The sequence below is a fragment of the Bacillus sp. JJ1122 genome, from assembly GCF_036964885.1.
GTDB lineage: Bacteria > Bacillota > Bacilli > Bacillales > Cytobacillaceae > Mesobacillus.
Genome location: NZ_JBALQL010000045.1, coordinates 30,867 through 48,742 on the forward strand (window position 1 = coordinate 30,867; position 17,876 = coordinate 48,742).

The 17,876-nt window shown below is 37.9% G+C and carries 20 protein-coding genes; 13 read left to right on the top strand and 7 right to left on the bottom strand.

What is annotated here, in order from left to right; all coding sequences use genetic code 11:
* Together V7201_RS21705 and V7201_RS21710 are read left to right on the top strand one after the other, a co-directional pair.
* On the top strand, positions 1-792 hold a 792-nt coding region (locus V7201_RS21705), incomplete at its 5' end, for a hypothetical protein (protein ID WP_335378837.1).
* Positions 793-1,132: 340 nt separating this feature from the next.
* Positions 1,133-1,900 carry an NAD-dependent protein deacylase gene (locus V7201_RS21710; RefSeq protein WP_335378838.1) on the top strand — a complete coding sequence of 256 codons (768 nt, stop codon included), beginning with the start codon at positions 1,133-1,135 and terminating at the stop codon, positions 1,898-1,900.
* Between the two features lie 36 nt (positions 1,901-1,936).
* On the opposite strand, the gene V7201_RS21715 is transcribed toward V7201_RS21710, so the two are convergent.
* Positions 1,937-2,278, bottom strand: coding sequence for a hypothetical protein (locus V7201_RS21715; protein ID WP_335378839.1), 342 nt, complete (start codon positions 2,276-2,278; stop codon positions 1,937-1,939).
* Positions 2,279-2,455: 177 nt separating this feature from the next.
* On the opposite strand from V7201_RS21715, the gene V7201_RS21720 reads away from it, so the two are divergent.
* From V7201_RS21720 to V7201_RS21730, 3 genes are all read left to right on the top strand, one after another.
* Positions 2,456-3,421: an alpha/beta hydrolase gene (locus tag V7201_RS21720; protein WP_335378840.1), complete on the top strand. Its 966-nt coding sequence runs from the start codon at positions 2,456-2,458 to the stop codon at positions 3,419-3,421.
* Between the two features lie 12 nt (positions 3,422-3,433).
* Positions 3,434-4,306 carry an MBL fold metallo-hydrolase gene (locus V7201_RS21725; RefSeq protein ID WP_335378841.1) on the top strand — a complete coding sequence of 291 codons (873 nt, stop codon included), beginning with the start codon at positions 3,434-3,436 and terminating at the stop codon, positions 4,304-4,306.
* Positions 4,307-4,454: 148 nt separating this feature from the next.
* Positions 4,455-4,910, top strand: coding sequence for a CoxG family protein (locus V7201_RS21730; protein WP_335378842.1), 456 nt, complete (start codon positions 4,455-4,457; stop codon positions 4,908-4,910).
* Positions 4,911-4,961: 51 nt separating this feature from the next.
* On the opposite strand, the gene V7201_RS21735 is transcribed toward V7201_RS21730, so the two are convergent.
* Positions 4,962-5,264 (bottom strand): hypothetical protein, encoded by a 303-nt coding sequence (locus V7201_RS21735; protein ID WP_335378843.1) that lies wholly within the window; start codon positions 5,262-5,264, stop codon positions 4,962-4,964.
* Between the two features lie 162 nt (positions 5,265-5,426).
* Here V7201_RS21735 and V7201_RS21740 point away from each other — a divergent pair, with 162 nt between their 5' ends.
* Together V7201_RS21740 and V7201_RS21745 are read left to right on the top strand one after the other, a co-directional pair.
* Positions 5,427-6,140, top strand: coding sequence for a DUF2161 domain-containing phosphodiesterase (locus V7201_RS21740; protein ID WP_335378844.1), 714 nt, complete (start codon positions 5,427-5,429; stop codon positions 6,138-6,140).
* A gap of 207 nt (positions 6,141-6,347) precedes the next feature.
* Positions 6,348-6,764, top strand: a complete 417-nt coding sequence (locus V7201_RS21745) for a hypothetical protein (RefSeq protein WP_335378845.1) — start codon at positions 6,348-6,350, stop codon at positions 6,762-6,764.
* A 172-nt stretch (positions 6,765-6,936) separates the two neighbouring features.
* Here the strand turns inward: V7201_RS21745 and V7201_RS21750 are convergent, their stop codons facing one another.
* The 3 genes from V7201_RS21750 to V7201_RS21760 form a co-directional block, all read right to left on the bottom strand.
* Positions 6,937-7,710, bottom strand: a complete 774-nt coding sequence (locus tag V7201_RS21750; RefSeq protein ID WP_335378846.1) for a glycosyltransferase — start codon at positions 7,708-7,710, stop codon at positions 6,937-6,939.
* A gap of 13 nt (positions 7,711-7,723) precedes the next feature.
* Positions 7,724-8,914, bottom strand: a complete 1,191-nt coding sequence (locus tag V7201_RS21755; RefSeq protein WP_335378847.1) for a glycosyltransferase — start codon at positions 8,912-8,914, stop codon at positions 7,724-7,726.
* A gap of 476 nt (positions 8,915-9,390) precedes the next feature.
* Positions 9,391-10,260, bottom strand: a complete 870-nt coding sequence (locus V7201_RS21760; protein WP_335378848.1) for a TetR/AcrR family transcriptional regulator — start codon at positions 10,258-10,260, stop codon at positions 9,391-9,393.
* 183 nt (positions 10,261-10,443) lie between these two features.
* On the opposite strand from V7201_RS21760, the gene V7201_RS21765 reads away from it, so the two are divergent.
* Together V7201_RS21765 and V7201_RS21770 are read left to right on the top strand one after the other, a co-directional pair.
* The gene (locus V7201_RS21765) at positions 10,444-11,988 is read left to right on the top strand and encodes a DHA2 family efflux MFS transporter permease subunit (RefSeq protein ID WP_335378849.1); all 1,545 of its coding nucleotides are present in this window, start codon (positions 10,444-10,446) and stop codon (positions 11,986-11,988) included.
* Positions 11,989-12,158: 170 nt separating this feature from the next.
* Complete coding sequence (locus tag V7201_RS21770; RefSeq protein WP_335378850.1) at positions 12,159-12,308, top strand: hypothetical protein; 150 nt, start codon at positions 12,159-12,161, stop codon at positions 12,306-12,308.
* 94 nt (positions 12,309-12,402) lie between these two features.
* Here the strand turns inward: V7201_RS21770 and V7201_RS21775 are convergent, their stop codons facing one another.
* Complete coding sequence (locus V7201_RS21775) at positions 12,403-13,239, bottom strand: GDSL-type esterase/lipase family protein (RefSeq protein WP_335378851.1); 837 nt, start codon at positions 13,237-13,239, stop codon at positions 12,403-12,405.
* 188 nt (positions 13,240-13,427) lie between these two features.
* On the opposite strand from V7201_RS21775, the gene V7201_RS21780 reads away from it, so the two are divergent.
* The 4 genes from V7201_RS21780 (at position 13,428) to V7201_RS21795 (ending at position 17,034) form a co-directional block, all read left to right on the top strand.
* A complete protein-coding gene (locus V7201_RS21780) occupies positions 13,428-14,795 on the top strand; it encodes an MATE family efflux transporter (RefSeq protein WP_335378852.1) in 1,368 nt (455 codons plus the stop codon).
* 346 nt (positions 14,796-15,141) lie between these two features.
* Positions 15,142-15,492: a DUF2200 domain-containing protein gene (locus V7201_RS21785; RefSeq protein WP_335378853.1), complete on the top strand. Its 351-nt coding sequence runs from the start codon at positions 15,142-15,144 to the stop codon at positions 15,490-15,492.
* A gap of 335 nt (positions 15,493-15,827) precedes the next feature.
* Positions 15,828-16,175 (top strand): VOC family protein, encoded by a 348-nt coding sequence (locus V7201_RS21790; RefSeq protein ID WP_335378854.1) that lies wholly within the window; start codon positions 15,828-15,830, stop codon positions 16,173-16,175.
* A 328-nt stretch (positions 16,176-16,503) separates the two neighbouring features.
* A complete protein-coding gene (locus V7201_RS21795; protein ID WP_335378855.1) occupies positions 16,504-17,034 on the top strand; it encodes a DUF1572 family protein in 531 nt (176 codons plus the stop codon).
* Between the two features lie 239 nt (positions 17,035-17,273).
* Here the strand turns inward: V7201_RS21795 and V7201_RS21800 are convergent, their stop codons facing one another.
* Positions 17,274-17,702, bottom strand: a complete 429-nt coding sequence (locus V7201_RS21800) for a DUF4395 domain-containing protein (RefSeq protein ID WP_335378856.1) — start codon at positions 17,700-17,702, stop codon at positions 17,274-17,276.
* Positions 17,703-17,876: the final 174 nt, after the last annotated feature.

Here is a 17,876-nt window from a genome sequence, read left to right on the forward strand (position 1 = left end):
AAAGCGAAGCGCCTGGAACGAAAATCAACAGCCTTGTTTAACAGAGCCAAAACAATAAGCAGGATACATACTAAAGAATATTTATATAGAAGGAAGGAAGAGACGATGAAAAAATTGGCAGTATTATTTTGCTGTTTATTTTTCCTGTGGTCAAGCGGCGTTTCTTATGCTAATGAACTTAAAATGCCTGCGGAATTGCTGGTAGCAAAGGATGAAATAGAAGAGGTTTTTATCTATGCGACTCCCTTTCCTAAAGATAATCTCTTCAGAAACGTTCGTGTCGAGATTGGAAAAGCGGTAGTAGAACCTCTGGATTGGCAAATTTCAATGAGAGAAGAACGAAGACCTGAGTTGCATGTGATTGATCTCAATGATGATGGCAAGACGGAAGTTGTGGTCATTCTAACTTTAGGAACCGGTACTTGGGTGGTTCAAAAAGAAGCACATATTCTTCAAGAGGCAGATACGGCTAACGGGAAAGCCTTTGAGGAAATGGACATAGACAATCCTGTCCATACGATACAGAGAGACTTCAGGATTACAGCAACGGATAAAAAGATAAATGTTGAGGGGCGCGGACATACATGGGAAGCAAACAATATTTGCGGTATAACCAATTTTAAACACCGGTTCCCGCTCCATCAATCGGTGAATTGGAAAGTGGAGGGGAATAACCTCAGTGCTCATGTTGGTTTGACCCTTACCGATAACTGTGTACCAGGAGAATTCATTCTTCAATATAAGCAAAGAGGCGAAATATATATCGCAGAGCGTATCAAAGTGAATTTATAGAACGTTTTTTGGGTGTAAATTAGGTTACTTGATAAAAATATATTCTTTTTCTTAAGTTTGTCCAGCATTCTATATAAAAAGAATAGTTGGTAGCCTTAAACACTTCATTTTTTCTTCTAAGAAAAATCAATTTACTAATTGAATCGGATTATTAACCAGTTGGGAGCGGTTATTCACAAGTTGGATGAGGTTTTTCACCAGTTGAATCAATTTTTTCACCAGATGAAAAAATTCTCCCTTTAAAAAAGTGAAACAAAAGAACCGTCCCCATGTTCCACCGTGATATCATAGGTATGAAGAATGAAGTGCATTTTGTAAATGAGTAGGAGTTGTCTTTGAGTTGTACAGTAGTGTGGAGACGTGTATTAATATTATAAATAATGCGAAGAAGATTGTTGTATTGACTGGTGCTGGCATCAGTACTGAATCGGGAATAAAGGATTTTAGGTCACGCACGGGTCTTTATCAAATGGCTCCTGAGTATATTCTTTCTCTTGATTATTTTTATGATCAGCCTCATGATTTTTACCAGTTTGCTGTGGAGAATCTTCATCATCCAAGTGCGCTTCCTAACAAAGGACATGAAATTTTGACAAAATGGGAGAATGAAGGCAAAATCCGGCACATCATCACTCAAAACATTGATGGGCTTCATCAGAAAGCTGGGAGCAAAAAAGTGATTGAGTTCCATGGGACAATGAACACGGCTTCCTGTTTAAACTGTGGTCAAAAGTATTCAATCGAAGAAATGGGTTCAAGAATGGAAGAAAATAATCATTTTTATGTTTGCAGCAAGTGTGACACAGCAGTTGAAAGATACCGTTTTATTAAACCTGATGTTGTCCTTTTTGGAGATGCAGGGGAATGGTTTACGGAGGAAGGTTTTGAATACATTCTCAACCTAATTCAAGAAGCTGATTGCTTATTAGTCTTGGGAACTAGCCTTAAGGTGACCCCATTTTCCATGTTCCCGCAGTATAAGAGCAAGAATGTGCCGATGATCATTATCAATAAAGGTGACACACCATATGACTTTAATCCTGATACATACGTCATCCAGAATTCAATTGGTGAGACATTGTCAAAAATAGATGATAGCTTAGAATGAAAAAAAGAAGGTGCATGGATTCCCGCATGCACCTTTTTATCTTATCCGGTTATTAATTATACGCTCCGGCAACGGGCGTTCAAGGTCAACACTGTTATTTGCCAATTCATCTGGGTTTTCTGTTTCAACTGATTCATCAGTGTAATCTTCATCAACAGAATCATCAGAGTAATCTTCCATCACGGGTTCTTGCCTATCGAGTGAGTCAGGGCTAAATTTTTTTGTCACAGGATCATTATTCTGTGGTTTTTCAACATTATACCCTGATATTGAACTTGTTCGTGTGAACTCTTTTTCAGCTTTAATTCTTTGCACCTCTTCAATGGCTTCTTGTTCATTTTTGAATGATTTCAGGATGTGCTTTTTTTCCACTTCCATAACTATCACCCTCCAAGTGTAAATTTTACTATTTATATACCCATGAAAAATACAACTCTAACAAAAGAAGAAATTCTTTATTTGAATGCAAACCCAAGCCATGGTCTTTTTTGACTTCGTTTCTGGTAAAATATTTTTATAATACATAGAAAACTAGATGAAAAAGGGGAATGGAATTTGAAGAAGCGTATTATTTGGATTTCCAGTGGTGTGGTGCTTTTGATTATGATTAGCTTGCTTGCGGCAGGGAATTATTTTTACAATGTAGCCATCAATCGAAGTCATGATGCAGTCGATCTTCATGGTGGCGGGGAAAGTGTCGCAGCTGCTGGTTTGCTTAGTGAGGAGGAATATCAGTCTAAACTGGAAGAGGTCATGAAATGGACGGAGCAGCAGACTTTTGACCTCGTCGAAATTGAGTCAGAAGATGGCTTGAAGTTAAAGGCTCGATTTTTAAAAAATGATCAGTCAAATGGGAAAGCTGTCATTCTGGCACATGGATATAAAGGGAACAGTGAGCAGATGCCCGGAATCACTAAATATTATTATGATCTTGGTTATGACATTCTGAAGCCTGATGCAAGAGGGCACGGACTGAGCGAGGGAGATTATATTGGCTACGGGTGGCATGATCGCAAGGATTATGTCCTGTGGGTTGAATATTTAATTGAAAATAAGAATGAAGAGGCTATTTTTCTCCATGGTTTTTCGATGGGAGCGTCAACTGTATTGATGACCAGCGGTGAAAAGCTGCCGCCTCAAGTGAAAGGGATTATTGCGGACAGCGGCTATACAACAGTCCTTGAAGAACTGTCCCATCAATTGAATTTCCTTTATCATCTGCCAGCATTTCCTGTTATGCAGGTGACAAGTGCGATTACAAATTTAAGGGCCGGGTACACATTTGGAGAGGCATCTGCACTCGAGAGTGTTAAGAAAAACAAGCTTCCATTATTTATTATTCATGGTGACAAGGATGATCTTGTCCCAACTGAAATGGCTCAGCGTATTTTTGACATGTCCACAAGCAAGAAGGATTTATGGATAGTTCCGGGTGCCGGCCATACAGAGGCATATACGGTTGCGGAAGAAGAGTATCAGGAGCGACTTAAAGCGTTTTTAAATAATGCTCTTGGACAGTAGGAGGAATTCCATATGCAGAGTATTGAAAAACTCGGGAAAAGATTTTGGTTTATGACACCAGTCTCTGATACAGACCGTCCTATTCTTGGCATGGTGGTTGGCGATGAGAAATCATTAATGATTGATGCAGGGAATTCGAAAGCACATGCAAAGTTATTCCTCGAAATGCTCGCCGAAAAACAGGTTAACCATCCTCAGCTAGTCGTCCTGACTCATTGGCACTGGGATCATATTTTCGGACTCTCTGCTTTGAAAGAGGTGCTGTCAATATCTTCAGTTTACACTAAAGCTGAGATGAAAAAGCTCCTTCCGTTGTCTTGGTCTGATGAAGCATTGGACAAGAGAGTTTCCGATGGCACCGAGATTGAGTTTTGTTCTTCGGCAATTAAGAAGGAATATGTCCATCACCGAGATATAAAAATTACTCTTCCTGAATTGACGTTTGAAGACAAACTGGAAATTGATTTAGGAGAAGTTACATGCATCGTGAAGCATGTTGGCGGAGATCATGCGTATGATTCAGTTGTTGTCTATATAAAAGAAGAAAAAATCCTCTTCCTCGGTGACAGTATTTACCCTGATATTTTTTCTGAAAAAAGAAATTACACCATCGAGCGTACACTTGCGCTATTGGAGGAACTTGAAAAATTCGATGCGGAAACTTATATCCTATCTCATTGGAAACCTATTTCTAAAGAGGAATTCCGAAGTGAGGCCAAGCTGTTAAGAAGAAGCGCAGAGCTCTGTACTCATTTTAATGGGGATTTGAAAAAAATCACCGAGGAGTATGAATCTGAAACGGGTCGGGAGCTGAGCGAGGATGAGCATGAAACAATTGAATTTTTCGTGAACGGGTACGAAATGAGAAATGGGCTAAGTATTTGACCTATTAGCTGCTAAAACCATAACTAATCCCTCTATGGCCGTTTTCGTTACCTAAGAAGGGGTAAACACTTAACAAACATCAGCTGGACAAAGTATAATTCATCCGTCCACACATATATCTCTAAAAGACCATCAAAAAGGAGAGATTATGATGCCGGTTGGAATGCACGAAATTACGATGGATATCCCGATTGAAGAGGTGTGGGATTTCGTAAAAGATATGGATAATTGGGCCCCTTTATTGCCTGGCTACATAAGCCATGAAAAACTGAGTGAACAGGAATCTAATTGGACATTCAAGGAAACGGTGGGGATCCTTAAGAAGAAAATAAGTTTGCGTGTCACGATAAAGGAATGGATTGAGCCGACGAGGGTGACATTCGATTTGAAGGGGATTAATGAAAACCTGACTGGGAATGGACACTTTAAGGCGGAGGCATTGGATAAAAGCAGGACAAAAATGACAGGGTATTTGGAAATGGTCGCTGAAGGAGCATTGGCGCCAGTGATGAACGCGGTGATGAAAACTTCACTCCCTAAAAGCGGTGAAGAACTGACTACTTCGATCGTAGAAAAACTGATGGAACAAAGAGCACTTCGATAGTTATCTAAGAAGGCTATATAGGTAAAATGGAGCATGCTTGCAGCATGCTCCTTATTTTTTCTTAACTTTAACAAGGCCATCTTTTCTTTCGTCTTTTTCAAAGTAAATGACGACAGTATCATCGAGTTCTAGCACTTGTCCTGCTGGAAGATGTTCTTTTTTAAAGAAGATGGTTTTACCGTTTTCGTCCTTGCCATAGTAACCTGAATCAACTATATCGGTAATCATGTATTCCTGGGTTCTATATTCCTTTTTTATTGTATTGGCGGCTCTTGTGGCCTCATTCATCTCCAGCTTAAGAAAGATTAATAGTCCTAGAAACAATGTCAATAAAAAAAGCATAAAAGCCTTCATATCTAATCCTCCACAGCTTAATACACAAACCATTATATGCACTGTTCCTGTATGAATGACCGTAAAAATGAGCCTTTTTAAAACGGTGAGGATTCTAAATTTGCTATAATAATAGGAAAAGCTTCAGAAAATAAGCAATGAAAGATAAGAAAGGTTTTTAATATGCCAGAAAAAATGAAATTATATGAAGCCGACCTTTATGAGCCAATACAAAAACACTTTTTAAAGCAAGGGTACCGCGTAAATGGAGAGGTGCATGATTGTGACTTGACTGCAGTGAAGGGCGAGGAATTAATCATAATAGAATTGAAGCTTAACCTGAATATTGATTTATTGCTGCAGGGAACAAGAAGACAGCGCCTGACCGATCTTGTTTACATAGCCATTCCTAAACCAAAGCGAATTTCCAGGCGACGTTGGAATGATGTGCTGCAACTAATTAAAAGATTGGAACTTGGTTTGATTACGGTCTCATTTTCCGGAAATCGGCGAAAAATTGAGTTTGTTGTCCATCCCGAGCCGTTCGAACGACGAGCTGTTAAAAACAAGCGGAAAAAGTCTGCGCTACTTGCAGAAATAGAGGGAAGGAGTGCTGATTACAATATCGGCGGCAGCAGCAAAAAAAAAATCATGACCGCATACAAAGAAAATTGTATACAGATTGCCTGCTATCTCGAAAAGTTGGGTCCCATGGCTCCTAAAGCACTGGCAGCACTGGGAACTGGCGACAAAACACAGTCGATTTTATATCAAAACTATTATAAGTGGTTTGATAGGGTACAGAAGGGAGTCTATGCCATAAGTGAGCAAGGGAGAGTCGAGATTCGAGAAAAACCGGAGCTAGTGAGTCACTTTTTGGATAAGCTGGAAGATTAGTGATTACCTTTATTTTATTGGCTGTGTTAAAGTACAATGTTGATTTTTAGCACCTGTTGATTGGAGCGCCTGGAGCGGAAATCAACAGACAAGTTTAACACAGCCATTTTATTAAAAAATTCCCAAAAATTTGAAACTTATGGTCAGATGAAACGTAATAAAACATATCACATCTGAATCATGAAAAGTTTCAAAGGGGGTAATGAAATGAGAAAGTTTTTTATCATAAGTGTTTTCTTCATATTGCTTGCAGGATGCTCAAACAGCATGACTGCTAAAGAGGCGATTGAAAAGAACTATGAACATTATAATAATAAAAACTTCGCAGCCTACTTCGATATGCAAAGTGAAAGACTTCAAGAGGAAATGGTCAAAACCACAAAAATGAGCAGGGAGGAGCTTATCCTGGGCTGGAAAAAAAGCTGGATTCCTGCTGAAGTCATAAAGATAGAGACAGAAAGCGGCGGGACTGATGAGGGTACAATCGTCACAGCAACCATCCATTATCCATCAACCCTTCTTAGCCCGGAAACGACCACTAAAACAACTTTCGAACTGATTAAAGAAAATGGAGAATGGAAAGTCGATGAGATCCTAAAAACAGAAACACTTGCCATGCAGTAAGTTTTTACTAGACAGTAATGGACGTGAAAGAATTTCATTAAAAGCCATTCGGTGAAACAGCTCATTTTGTATAAAAAAATCAAGCGGTGCAATAATCCAAGAAGGATTATTGCACCGCTTGAATTCTTTTTAATGTATTAAGATTGCTGAATGGAATAATTGAATATCTGAATTAATAGGAATGGATATTAGTACCCATTCTACTTCTCTTCATTCTATTTCTCTTCATTCGGCTTCTTTTCATTTTGATTCGTTTCTTAACAAAGTTACTGTTTTCCAAGAATTTTTCGAAGTTTTCCGTATAAGTGACCAAGTGGCCAAAACTCATTAATTCGTCATCAGAAATTTTCCAAGAATGATTCTCTATGCTATGCCTTATCACTACAAAGTGTTGAGAGTCAAGTGCATAAATTGGATAACCACATTTTTTGGATTGGTCAATAAAAAAGTAATCCTCTGCGCGGTTTACTTTTTCGAATCGTACATCCTTAAATATCTCCTTCCTAAATACTAAAGTTGCTCCAGCAACAGTTTCTGTAACACTATTTACTTCCCCTGGCAGAAAAAATAATGCTTTTTTATTTTTGAAGTAGATATAGTAAGAACTTTTCCCTGCGATCATAACTTCCTTATTTTCAAAAGCAATCATAGCATTAGATAAATAATGGGAACCATAATAGTCGTCGTCGTCAAATTTAGCAATTATGTCATAAGAAGATTGAAGAATTCCAAAATTTAAGCAGTCTCCTAAGCTAGCTTGTTCATGAAGTTGATATACTCTTATATTTGGATAAAAACTTGCCTTTTCTATCCATTTGTCTAGATTCATCGAGTCTTTATTCAACACAATAATCAGCTCTTTATGATCCAAATTTTGCTGAAGAAAATTCTTAAATACATTTTCGATGAATTCTTCTCTCATAGTGCAGGTTATTACTGAAATCAATTTTTCTCCCCCCTTATGATTTTATTAGTTTTTCTAGAAATTCTATTAGATTTATATATTTATTAGATTTTTTTAACGATTGAATGTCTTTTACCAGCTTATTTACCTTGTCCTTGCCATATCCAGCTGCTTCTAAAATCTTTATATGCCTTATATCGATTTGTAGTAAGAGATTTATCGCGGTTAGGAGATCGACCATATTTTCTTTAAATCCCTTTAACTCGTTGTTTCTTATAAGCTGGTTATATTCATATAAAATAGTATTCATAGTAAAAAAATCCGTAATTTTTGCTAGTTCTATACCTAGGATCATTACTTCCACATCTTGATGCTTAGATGTGAAAAGTTGAAAATTTTCTATTGCCTCACTCCAGTTACTTTCTCCAATCGGATGTTCCTGATGATAAGTTATCAAATTATCCCCAGCAAAATACTTGGCCCCTAATTTATATAGACGGTAACCTAATTCCCAATCTTCATACCCATATTTAATAAAATCTTCATCAAACATTCCTGCCTCTACAATAAAGTCTTTCGTTATTGATACATTACCGGTTAAAAATGCCATCCACGGAAACTGAAAACCATCGAATTCGTTACCATAGTTTTGGACAATGTGTTGATACCAGCTATCTCTTACAATGAACCAATCTTTATAATTTTGATTTGAGATATCTAACTTACTTAGGAGAGGGTATGGTGTATTTGAGGAAGGGTTATAATTTTCTATGCGATTAGGAAGTTTGGTGTTTCTGTTAGCTGCAAGCATATTAAGAGTGGATTTTTTTGTTTCTGGAAAAATACAGGAAATTATATTCTTAGAATGCATCACTCCCGTTATTATTGCCTTTTGATTATTTTGATGGTATTGATAATGATTTATTACAAAATCTGGTTCGCATATCATTTCCGCATCCAAAAAGATAAGGATATTCCCTTTAGCTGATTGAATACCTAAATTCCGAACCCTTGCTCTTCCCATGTTTTGTTCATTTCTGATGTACTTATAATGATATGAAGGTTGGTAGATTCCTAGTTCTTCCTGAGTTTGATCCGTTGAAGCATCATCAATAAAAATCACTTCCATTTTAGAATGTTCGAATGTCTGGTTTTCAAGGGAATAGAGAGTAAATAGATTTAAAGGGTATCTATTATAAGAAGGTATAATAATAGACACCTCAATGTTTCGTTCGCTTTCTAACAAAGTATCACCCCATTTAATAAGTCTAATTTCTTAAGTTGTCCTGTCGTACCATTTACAATATGAAAGGTATTCCAATGTTGACAAGGCTTGTGTACAAGTTATTATCAAATTGATTAATATGCTTACAAATAAGCTGTTTAATTACATATGAATAGTAAATTATTCTAACGGTTGGAAACAACCTTATCTTATGAATTGATGATGATACATTAGATCATGAATAGCTGTTACAGCTTTTTGGTAGAAATTATTTTGACCAAGATTAAAAAAGAATGCATTTAGGACTACCTTATTTCAATAACGGGTGCGATCGTTAAATAAGTAAAAAAAAATAAAAAATGCTCAGACCTTATAAGGTACTGAGCATTTTTTGAGATAATCTGCTTTCGAATATGTTGCTAAATCTATAGCTTATCGCCTGTTAAATTTGGTTTTTATCCTTCTATACCAATCCCGTTGATAAAAAAGGAATTGGTTTATTCCTTTTCCGGAAATTTATTTTCAACAAGTTCCTTTAATTCAGAAAGCTCGTTTTCACCTACATAGTCTAGAGAGGATAGGACACTGTCAATCAGGAATTTCCTTGGTGCTTTTGATTTCAAGAGTTCGTCCTTGATAAAATCGAGCTTTTCGATATAATCTTTTTGTTTACAATCAAGCTTTTTGAGTTTAGAGATAACACAATAAAGGTTTTTTCTTAATTCAAGGTCTTCTGTGCGTGAAGCAGGGATCCATTTTTCTAAAATTTCAGGCGGTATAAGCTGTTCTCGTGCTTCTCCAGCTTCTTCAACCATTTTCATGATCCGCTTTACACTGTAACGAACCACGGGTAAAAGATTTGCCTTTGGTCCGTGAGTCATAACATAGTACCTGATATTTTGCTGGAGCATTCCCTTTAGCATGATCGTCGCATCAAGCAAATAAGGATGTAAACTTTCGTCAAATAAATCTTTGAACCTTTCATATCCCCACTTGAGTGTTCTCATCTGCCCAATTTCAAGAAATTTCTTCAATTCCTTATCGTTTGAAAAAAATACTTCTTCATACAGGGGAATTAAGTTGTGTTCTCTGTTTGTCCTCATTTGTATTTCAATTTGTCTAATCAGTATTTCTGGATCAGAAGGATCCTTTCCTGCTATCAGATCATGTCGTTCTTTTTCTATTTTTTGAAACGTGTTTTTAAAAATGGCAATTAATAACTCGTTTTTTGAGGAAAAATAATTATAAAAGGTACCCTTTGAAATTCCGCTGTATTCCAGGATTTCCTGTAATGAAGTGGCTTGGAAACCTTTTTCAATAAATAAATCATGAGCTTTATCAATGACAAGCTGTTTTCTGTCGTTCATTATATCACCTTGCTTTCGTTTGGACCGCCTGTATAAAAAATATACTACATCAAATTTTCTAATTATACAAATCCCTTAACAAAGGGGATTTTTATTGGTTGCAAAAAATGAACCGATGGTATATGCTATTGTTTATGCAAAAGGAGAAATTATAAAGATCAAAACTTCATAGGGGGAAATTTAATGCAGCAAACACAACCATTTAAGGCTCCTGATCGTCCGCCATACGGAATTCTTGCGGTATTGATTATCGGTGCTTTTATCGCTTTCTTGAACAATACATTGCTGAATATTGCTTTGCCATCCATTATGGCAGATTTGGAAATAGAACCATCTACAGTCCAGTGGCTTACGACAGGTTTCATGTTAGTCAGCGGGATCATGATTCCACTGAGTGCATATCTCATCCAGAAGTTTTCTGTCAGACGCTTATTTTTAACGGCTATGGGGCTCTTTACTGCAGGTACAATTCTTGCTGGTGTAGCGCACATCTTTCCGGTGCTATTGGCAGGCCGTATGATTCAGGCTTCAGGTACGGCGATCATGATGCCATTATTAATGAACGTCATGCTAGTTAGCTTTCCGATTGAAAAAAGGGGAGCTGCTATGGGTATATTTGGACTTGTTCTTATGTTCGCACCTGCGATTGGCCCGACGCTTTCCGGCTGGATGATTGAGCACTATGATTGGCGCATGCTTTTCCATGTGATTACGCCAATTGCTGCAACAGTGCTTATATTAGGCTTCTTCATGTTAAAGGATAAGAAGGAAAAGGTTTATTTACGATTAGATTTCTTTTCACTGATCCTTTCAAGTATTGGTTTCGGTGGATTGCTTTACGGCTTCAGCTCAGCAGGATCAAAGGGCTGGGATAGTCCATATGTCTACGGAACACTGATTGCAGGTGTTATAGCGTTAGTCTGGTTTATTTTACGACAATTAAATCAAGATAATCCAATGCTTAATTTCAGGATTTATAAATATCCGATGTTCGCTTTGTCATCTGCTATTTCTATGGTTGTGACGATGGCAATGTTCTCAGGTATGCTGTTATTGCCGATTTATGTTCAGACAGTACGCGGCATTTCACCATTGGATGCAGGACTTATGCTGCTTCCAGGTGCGATCGCAATGGCGATTATGTCACCGATCACTGGTCGACTGTTTGATAAGTTCGGCGGAAGAGTTTTAGCGATTATCGGCTTATCGATTACCGTGATTACAAGCTATTATTTCAGCAAGCTGTCGCTGGAAACTACCTACACACAATTAATCATTCTTTATACTTTAAGGATGTTCGGTATGTCTATGGTCAATATGCCTGTTTCCACAAACGGCTTGAACCAGCTGCCTGCTCGTTACTATCCGCACGGTACAGCCATGAACAATACCATGCAGCAGGTGGCAGGCGCAATCGGTACAGCTTTATTGGTTACTGTCATGTCTAATCGTGCTGAAGTTCACGGCAAAGAGTTAGCTGCGGATGCAATGAAACATGCCGCTGCATCAGGCGCGCAGCCTACTGCAGCGGCAATCGCTGAAATGAAACATCAAATCGCCATGAAAGCCATGATGGAAGGAATCAATGATGCGTTCTTTGTCACAGTATTTATTTCATTGGTTGCATTAATTTTGGCATTCTTTATTAAACGAGCTAAACAGGCAGAGGATACAATTGGCAGAGAACGTGTCAGCCAAAAATCGACTGCAGAATTAGCGAGAGATTAAGTTTTGAGACCCCTGAATTCCAGGGGTTTTTTCTTTTTCCTATATTCTAATATGTAATTATATCCACTATAAATATGTGCTAGGAAAATGGGAAACCTAGCTCTAAATAAGATTTTTTCATTTCAGCCAGTATTGCCATTCTATTCTTAAGGAAGAAGGGGGGAATGTAAGTGGATAAAGAGAAAGGATCTGGTTCTAAGGATGCCGAAGCAAAATTATTTGGATTAGATGAAGATCTAAGTCTGCAATCAGTCAATTTTGCAACGACAGAAAATCCATTGTTAAATGAACATTTTCGTGATGAAAAGGATGAAGAATGATTATTCGATTAATGTTATGTTTCTTTCTTGACTAGTTAATCGAATGCTTGAAACTAGTTCATAATTAAAAATAAGCCGGACAGGATTGCCCAGCTTATTTTTTACTGTTAGCCACAACGGCTTCTTCTTTATATTGAGTTTTAAATTGTTCAAGCATCTGATTCGAAATCGCACTGTATCCTGAAATACTTGGATGTACGCCATCACTGTAAAGATTTTGAAGATTATCACTATTGATGACTTTCGTAGTTTGTACAACAACTGCCGAGGGAGTGTTGTTTGCCTCTTCATAAATCATTAAATTCCATTTTGGCAGGAGTTTGTCTGCTAGGGAATAAAATTGATGGTCAGCTGGCATTGGGTTATACAGCTCAAGAAAGACAATTGTTGCATCAGGATTAAGCTGGCTGATTTTTTCAGAGATTCCTGACAAATTTTTGCGAAAATTTGTTTGCAAACTATCAAATGATTTTAGAGCACTATATAAATCTGCCTTTTTTACAGCTCTAAGCACGTCATTTCCGCCGACATTGACAGTGATGATATCTGCCTCTTTTATTTCTTCATCAAAATTACCTTCCTGTACCAGCTGGTTTAACTTTTGACTGGTGATTCCAATAATTCCTCTGTTGTTTGTAAAGACCTGCTTACCAGTTTGTATGTGCAGCTGATCCGAAAACTGGGTAACCAGATTTTCTTTTTCGGCAACTTTATATCCGTGTATAATAGAATCTCCAAGGGCAAGATGGGTAATTGTCTTGTCATTGGATTCGCGGTAATAATCTAAATAGGTTAGCTTATTGGTATTCGTGACTTTTGTTGTGCTTTGTTCCATTATTTTGTTGAGCTTGTACTGGGGATAATAAATCCAGGCAGAAACCGACAAGACAATTAGAAGGGATAAAAGCAGAAGATACTTTATGATTCTCATGATGTTCACTCCTCGATATATTTCTATTTTATCAAGGATAGAGGAAGAAATAATTAGGGGGGTATTTCCAATTTGAAATAGTTTGTAAATTATTGACGAATTATGACATGAATCCGGTGAAATAAATGGATGTTTTCTCATGATAATTTGATATAATGATAGAATTATTATATTCAAGGAGTACAACTATGTACCAGACTTATACGACAAGGGAAAAAATAAAACAAATTTTTGTCATGCTGATCCCAATTCTAATTACACAGCTCGGCATGTTTTCGATGGTATTCTTCAATACAATCATGTCAGGTAAATATAATTCCTCAGACCTTGCGGGTGTCGCAATCGGGTCGTCAATCTGGAATCCGATTTTCACAGGTTTGAGTGGAATCTTGCTTGCAGTCTCCCCGATTGCCGCTCAGCGTTTCGGTGAGAAAAAGGGGAAGGAAGTCGCATCGATTCTGTCACACGGAATATACCTTGCCTTAATGATCGCTTCACTTGTCATCATATTAGGGGTTTTCTTGCTTAACCCGATCTTGTCTGTGATGAACCTTCCGGAAAGTGTAAATGAAACGGCTCATGATTATTTAGTCGGACTGAGTTTCGGAATCATGCCTTTGTTCATTTTTAACGTACTGCGTTCGTTCATCTATGCACTAGGAAAGACCAGGGTGGTTATGTATATCCTGCTGATGGCCCTGCCAGTCAATTTCTTTTTGAACTATGTCCTGATTTTCGGACGTTGGGGTTTCCCAGAACTCGGTGGTGCAGGCGCAGGATATGCGACATCCTTCACTTATTTTCTCATCGCCGGCATGACCGCAATACTGATCATCACACAGCGACCATTCTCAGAATTTGTTGGACTTCAGTATTTTAAAGAATTTTCATCAGAAAAGTTTAAAGAAATCCTGAAAATTGGTGTCCCTATGGGGCTATCTATTTTCTTTGAAACAAGCATGTTTGCAGTAGTAACGATTCTAATCAGTAAATTTAATATTACAACAATTGCTGCTTATCAATCTGCCTTGAACATTGTTGCGTTCCTGTATATGATTCCGATGAGCATTTCGATGGCGCAAACTGTTTTGGTAGGCTTTGAAGTCGGTGCAGGGCGTTTTAAAGATGCAAAGGCATATAGCTGGCTTGGCATCTATTTATCGATAGTGATCGCAGTGGTCGCCGGGCTGCTGGTTGTATTTTTCCGCTATGAAGTTGCCGGGTTCTATTCAAATGAACCGGCCGTCATTACCTTGACAGGACAGTTCCTGATTTACGCATTGTTTTTTATGATATCCGACGCCATTCAGGCAACTGCGCTTGCAGCTTTAAGAGGTTATAAAGACGTGAATTTCTCCTTCGTCATCACGCTGATTGCATACTGGCTCATCTGTCTTCCAGTCGGTTATATTCTGGCTCATTACACATCTCTTGGTGCTCCAGGTTACTGGATTGGACTGACAGCCGGCTTGCTCGCAGCAGGTATATTCCTGTCTATGAGATTGATTTATATTCAAAAACGCCGATATACTGCCAACTTTGCTAAAGTTGTTTAACAACATTGAGGTTTCTCTAACGGGTTCGTATACAATGAAATTGCCTATTATAAAAAGTTATATTGAATGAATGTAAAAGTCTTATTAGTTTGTGGATCAGATTGCTATACTTGCAATTTGGTCCTTTTTATTTTTTTGCATCTTTCCTTCTAACTTTGAAGGATTCACCCCCCTTTATATTGAATTTCCTATTTATACTGAGGGGTAAGAATATAAAATAGAGGATAGAGAACCGAATGATAAAGTTAAATAATGGGTTTGGATAAAACCGGGCTATCGTTTTATTCTACATGGAGATTTTATTTGGAGGAGGATTATTCAAAAATCATGAAAGCGAGGATGTATCATGACCAAACATAAGATCTATACAATGAGTGTCGCAAGTGTGTATCCCCATTATGTTACGAAGGCGGAAAGAAAAGGCCGTACGAAAACAGAAGTAGATGAAATCATCCGTTGGTTAACAGGGTATAGCCAGGAAGAGTTAGAAGAGCAACTAGAAAAACAAACAGACTTTGAGACTTTCTTTGCGGAAGCCCCTCAAATGAATTCCTCACGGACATTGATCAAAGGTGTTATATGCGGTGTCCGAGTTGAAAACATTGAAGAACCAACAATGAAGGAAATTCGCTATTTGGATAAGCTGATCGATGAGTTAGCAAAGGGAAAAGTGATGGAGAAGATTTTGCGGAAGTAATAGTTAATAACAAAGATACACTGCTTCTGCTTAAAATTTAATTTTTTGTTTAATAGACAATTTTTAATAAGGCTCTGTTAAAGCTGAATGTTGATTTTTAAACCCTGTTGATTGTAGTGGAAGGCGCGTAGACTCCTGCGGGCGCAGCTGGACAGGTGAGACCCCNNGCGACGAGGAGGCTCAGCGCCAGCCCCGCGGAAAGCGAAGCGCCTGGAACGAAAATCAACAGACTTGTTTAACAGAGCCTTTAATAAAAGACACTATTGGAAGCAGAAAGTATCTCTTTTTTGGGAAGAAAATACTAAAAAAATTAAGATAGACTGGAGTTAGATACGATGATAAAAGGATTCGGAGGAGTATTTTGGAGAACTAAGAACCTTGATGAAATAAAAAAATGGTACAGTGACGTGTTGATGATTGAAATAGAAATTTGGAATGGGACCGTGATACAACCCCAGTCTGGTAATGAGACCATATTTTCTTTCTTCACCGAAGATGACAATTATTTTCCGACAGAACAACAAGTGATGTTGAATTTCCAAGTACATAATCTAAACGAGACAATTAAGCATCTTGAACATTTAGGTGTACCTCTGGCAAAGAAAAAAGAGATTAGTGAATTTGGAAAGTTTGTTTGGATTAAAGATCCTGAAGGGCGATTGATCGAGCTTTGGGAGAAATAACTGGTTGTAATCCATGTTATTAAGCTAACACCTTGCATTAATCCGGAAAAGGTTATAGCACTTTTTTTAATTCCTTATTGAACAAACGATTCAGAAGAGGTCAGGAATGAAACAAAGATTTTTTTATTCTGTAAGTGAGTTTAGGAGTTAGATAGATAATTTGTTTTTTTGTTATTCAAGGAGCACGAATATTTTTGTAAGTCAGTCAAATTAAATTCTTCCCTTCATTTTATCGTCTATTATTCATATTCTGTTAATAGAAACACCATGAAGAAGCAGGAATGACAGCAAATAAGGTTGAATATACGTAAATGGGGGTGTATGTCGCATGGTAAATCGACCATATTTAAAGCTGGTGACAGAAAATTTTCAAAGTATCAAAATGCTTGCAGATCGTGCAATGGAACAATTGAACATCGATGAGCTTACCTATACACCAAATGAGGAATCGAACAGTATAGCAGTTCTTGTCAAGCATATGAGCGGTAACTTGAAATCGAGGTTTAGTGACTTTTTAACTTCCGATGGTGAGAAGCCAGATCGAAATCGGGACGGGGAGTTCGTTGGAACCTACGAATCAAAACATCAGTTGTTAGAAGCTTGGAATTCAGGCTGGGAGGTTTTATTTAATACTCTTGCCGGGCTGAAGGAAGAGGACATGAACAAAACTGTGCTGATCCGCAAGGAACCTCACTCAGTCATGGAGGCGATTCAGCGGCAGATTGTCCATCAATCCAGCCATTCAGGACAAATCGTTTATATTGCAAAAATGATTAAAGATAGAGAATGGACTACATTAAGCATTCCTAGGGGTAAGTCAGAAAAATTTAATCAGCAGATGAATGAGCAGTTTAAATAGGTCCAACAGCTTCATTCCGTTGTTAGAAGAGTATCTTGTTGTTATTTTGCAATAAATATGAACTTTAAAAACTGAGTTGATTGAAGTGGAAGGCGCGAATATTACTTCAGGCTCAATGCCAGCATCGCGGAAAGCGAAGTGTCTGGAACGGAAATCAACTGCCCATTTTCACAGACGTCCTAAAAATAAAGAGGGTGCCCAAAAGTTTCTACCTTTTGGGACACCCTTTTTTAATTACATCAATGCGTTACTGTTTTCCTTGCGCGAAACTTTTTCCACTGGAATCGGATGAAACAGCCGACACAGAATCCGAGAATGGCAATGAATGCTGCCAGGGCCACCATAATCGTAAAGAAATGGCCAAGTCCATTGAGGTCAATGGAATAGGAGATCAGTCCGCCTGCTAAACAGATGACTGCAATAAGTTGATTAAACTGCTGCTGCTCCCAATCTTCAGGAATGTATTCCGATGGTGCCTTTTTCAAAAAGGTTTTCGCAATCCGCATAACCGGGTTAAACTCAAACACCAAACCTAATATTCCCGCTCCAAGCGGTAAAGCCAATATCCATTCAAAACCTGTTATCCAGGCAGAAACCACACTTAGCACAATAAACCATTGATTTGTTCTGACAAGAGGCTGGGGAACTGAGCGCAATGTTGTTTGCATTTAAATCCAACCTTTCTTATATGTTTTATAGGATAATAAGTATTTTATCCTATTTTCCTTCCCATGTGAAGAAAAATGATCATTTTTCACAAAAATGGACTTTTAGCTGAATTTGGAAAAGGCTCCCTGAATACTATATAAACTGAATGACCGGATTCAGAGTCCGGTACAAAT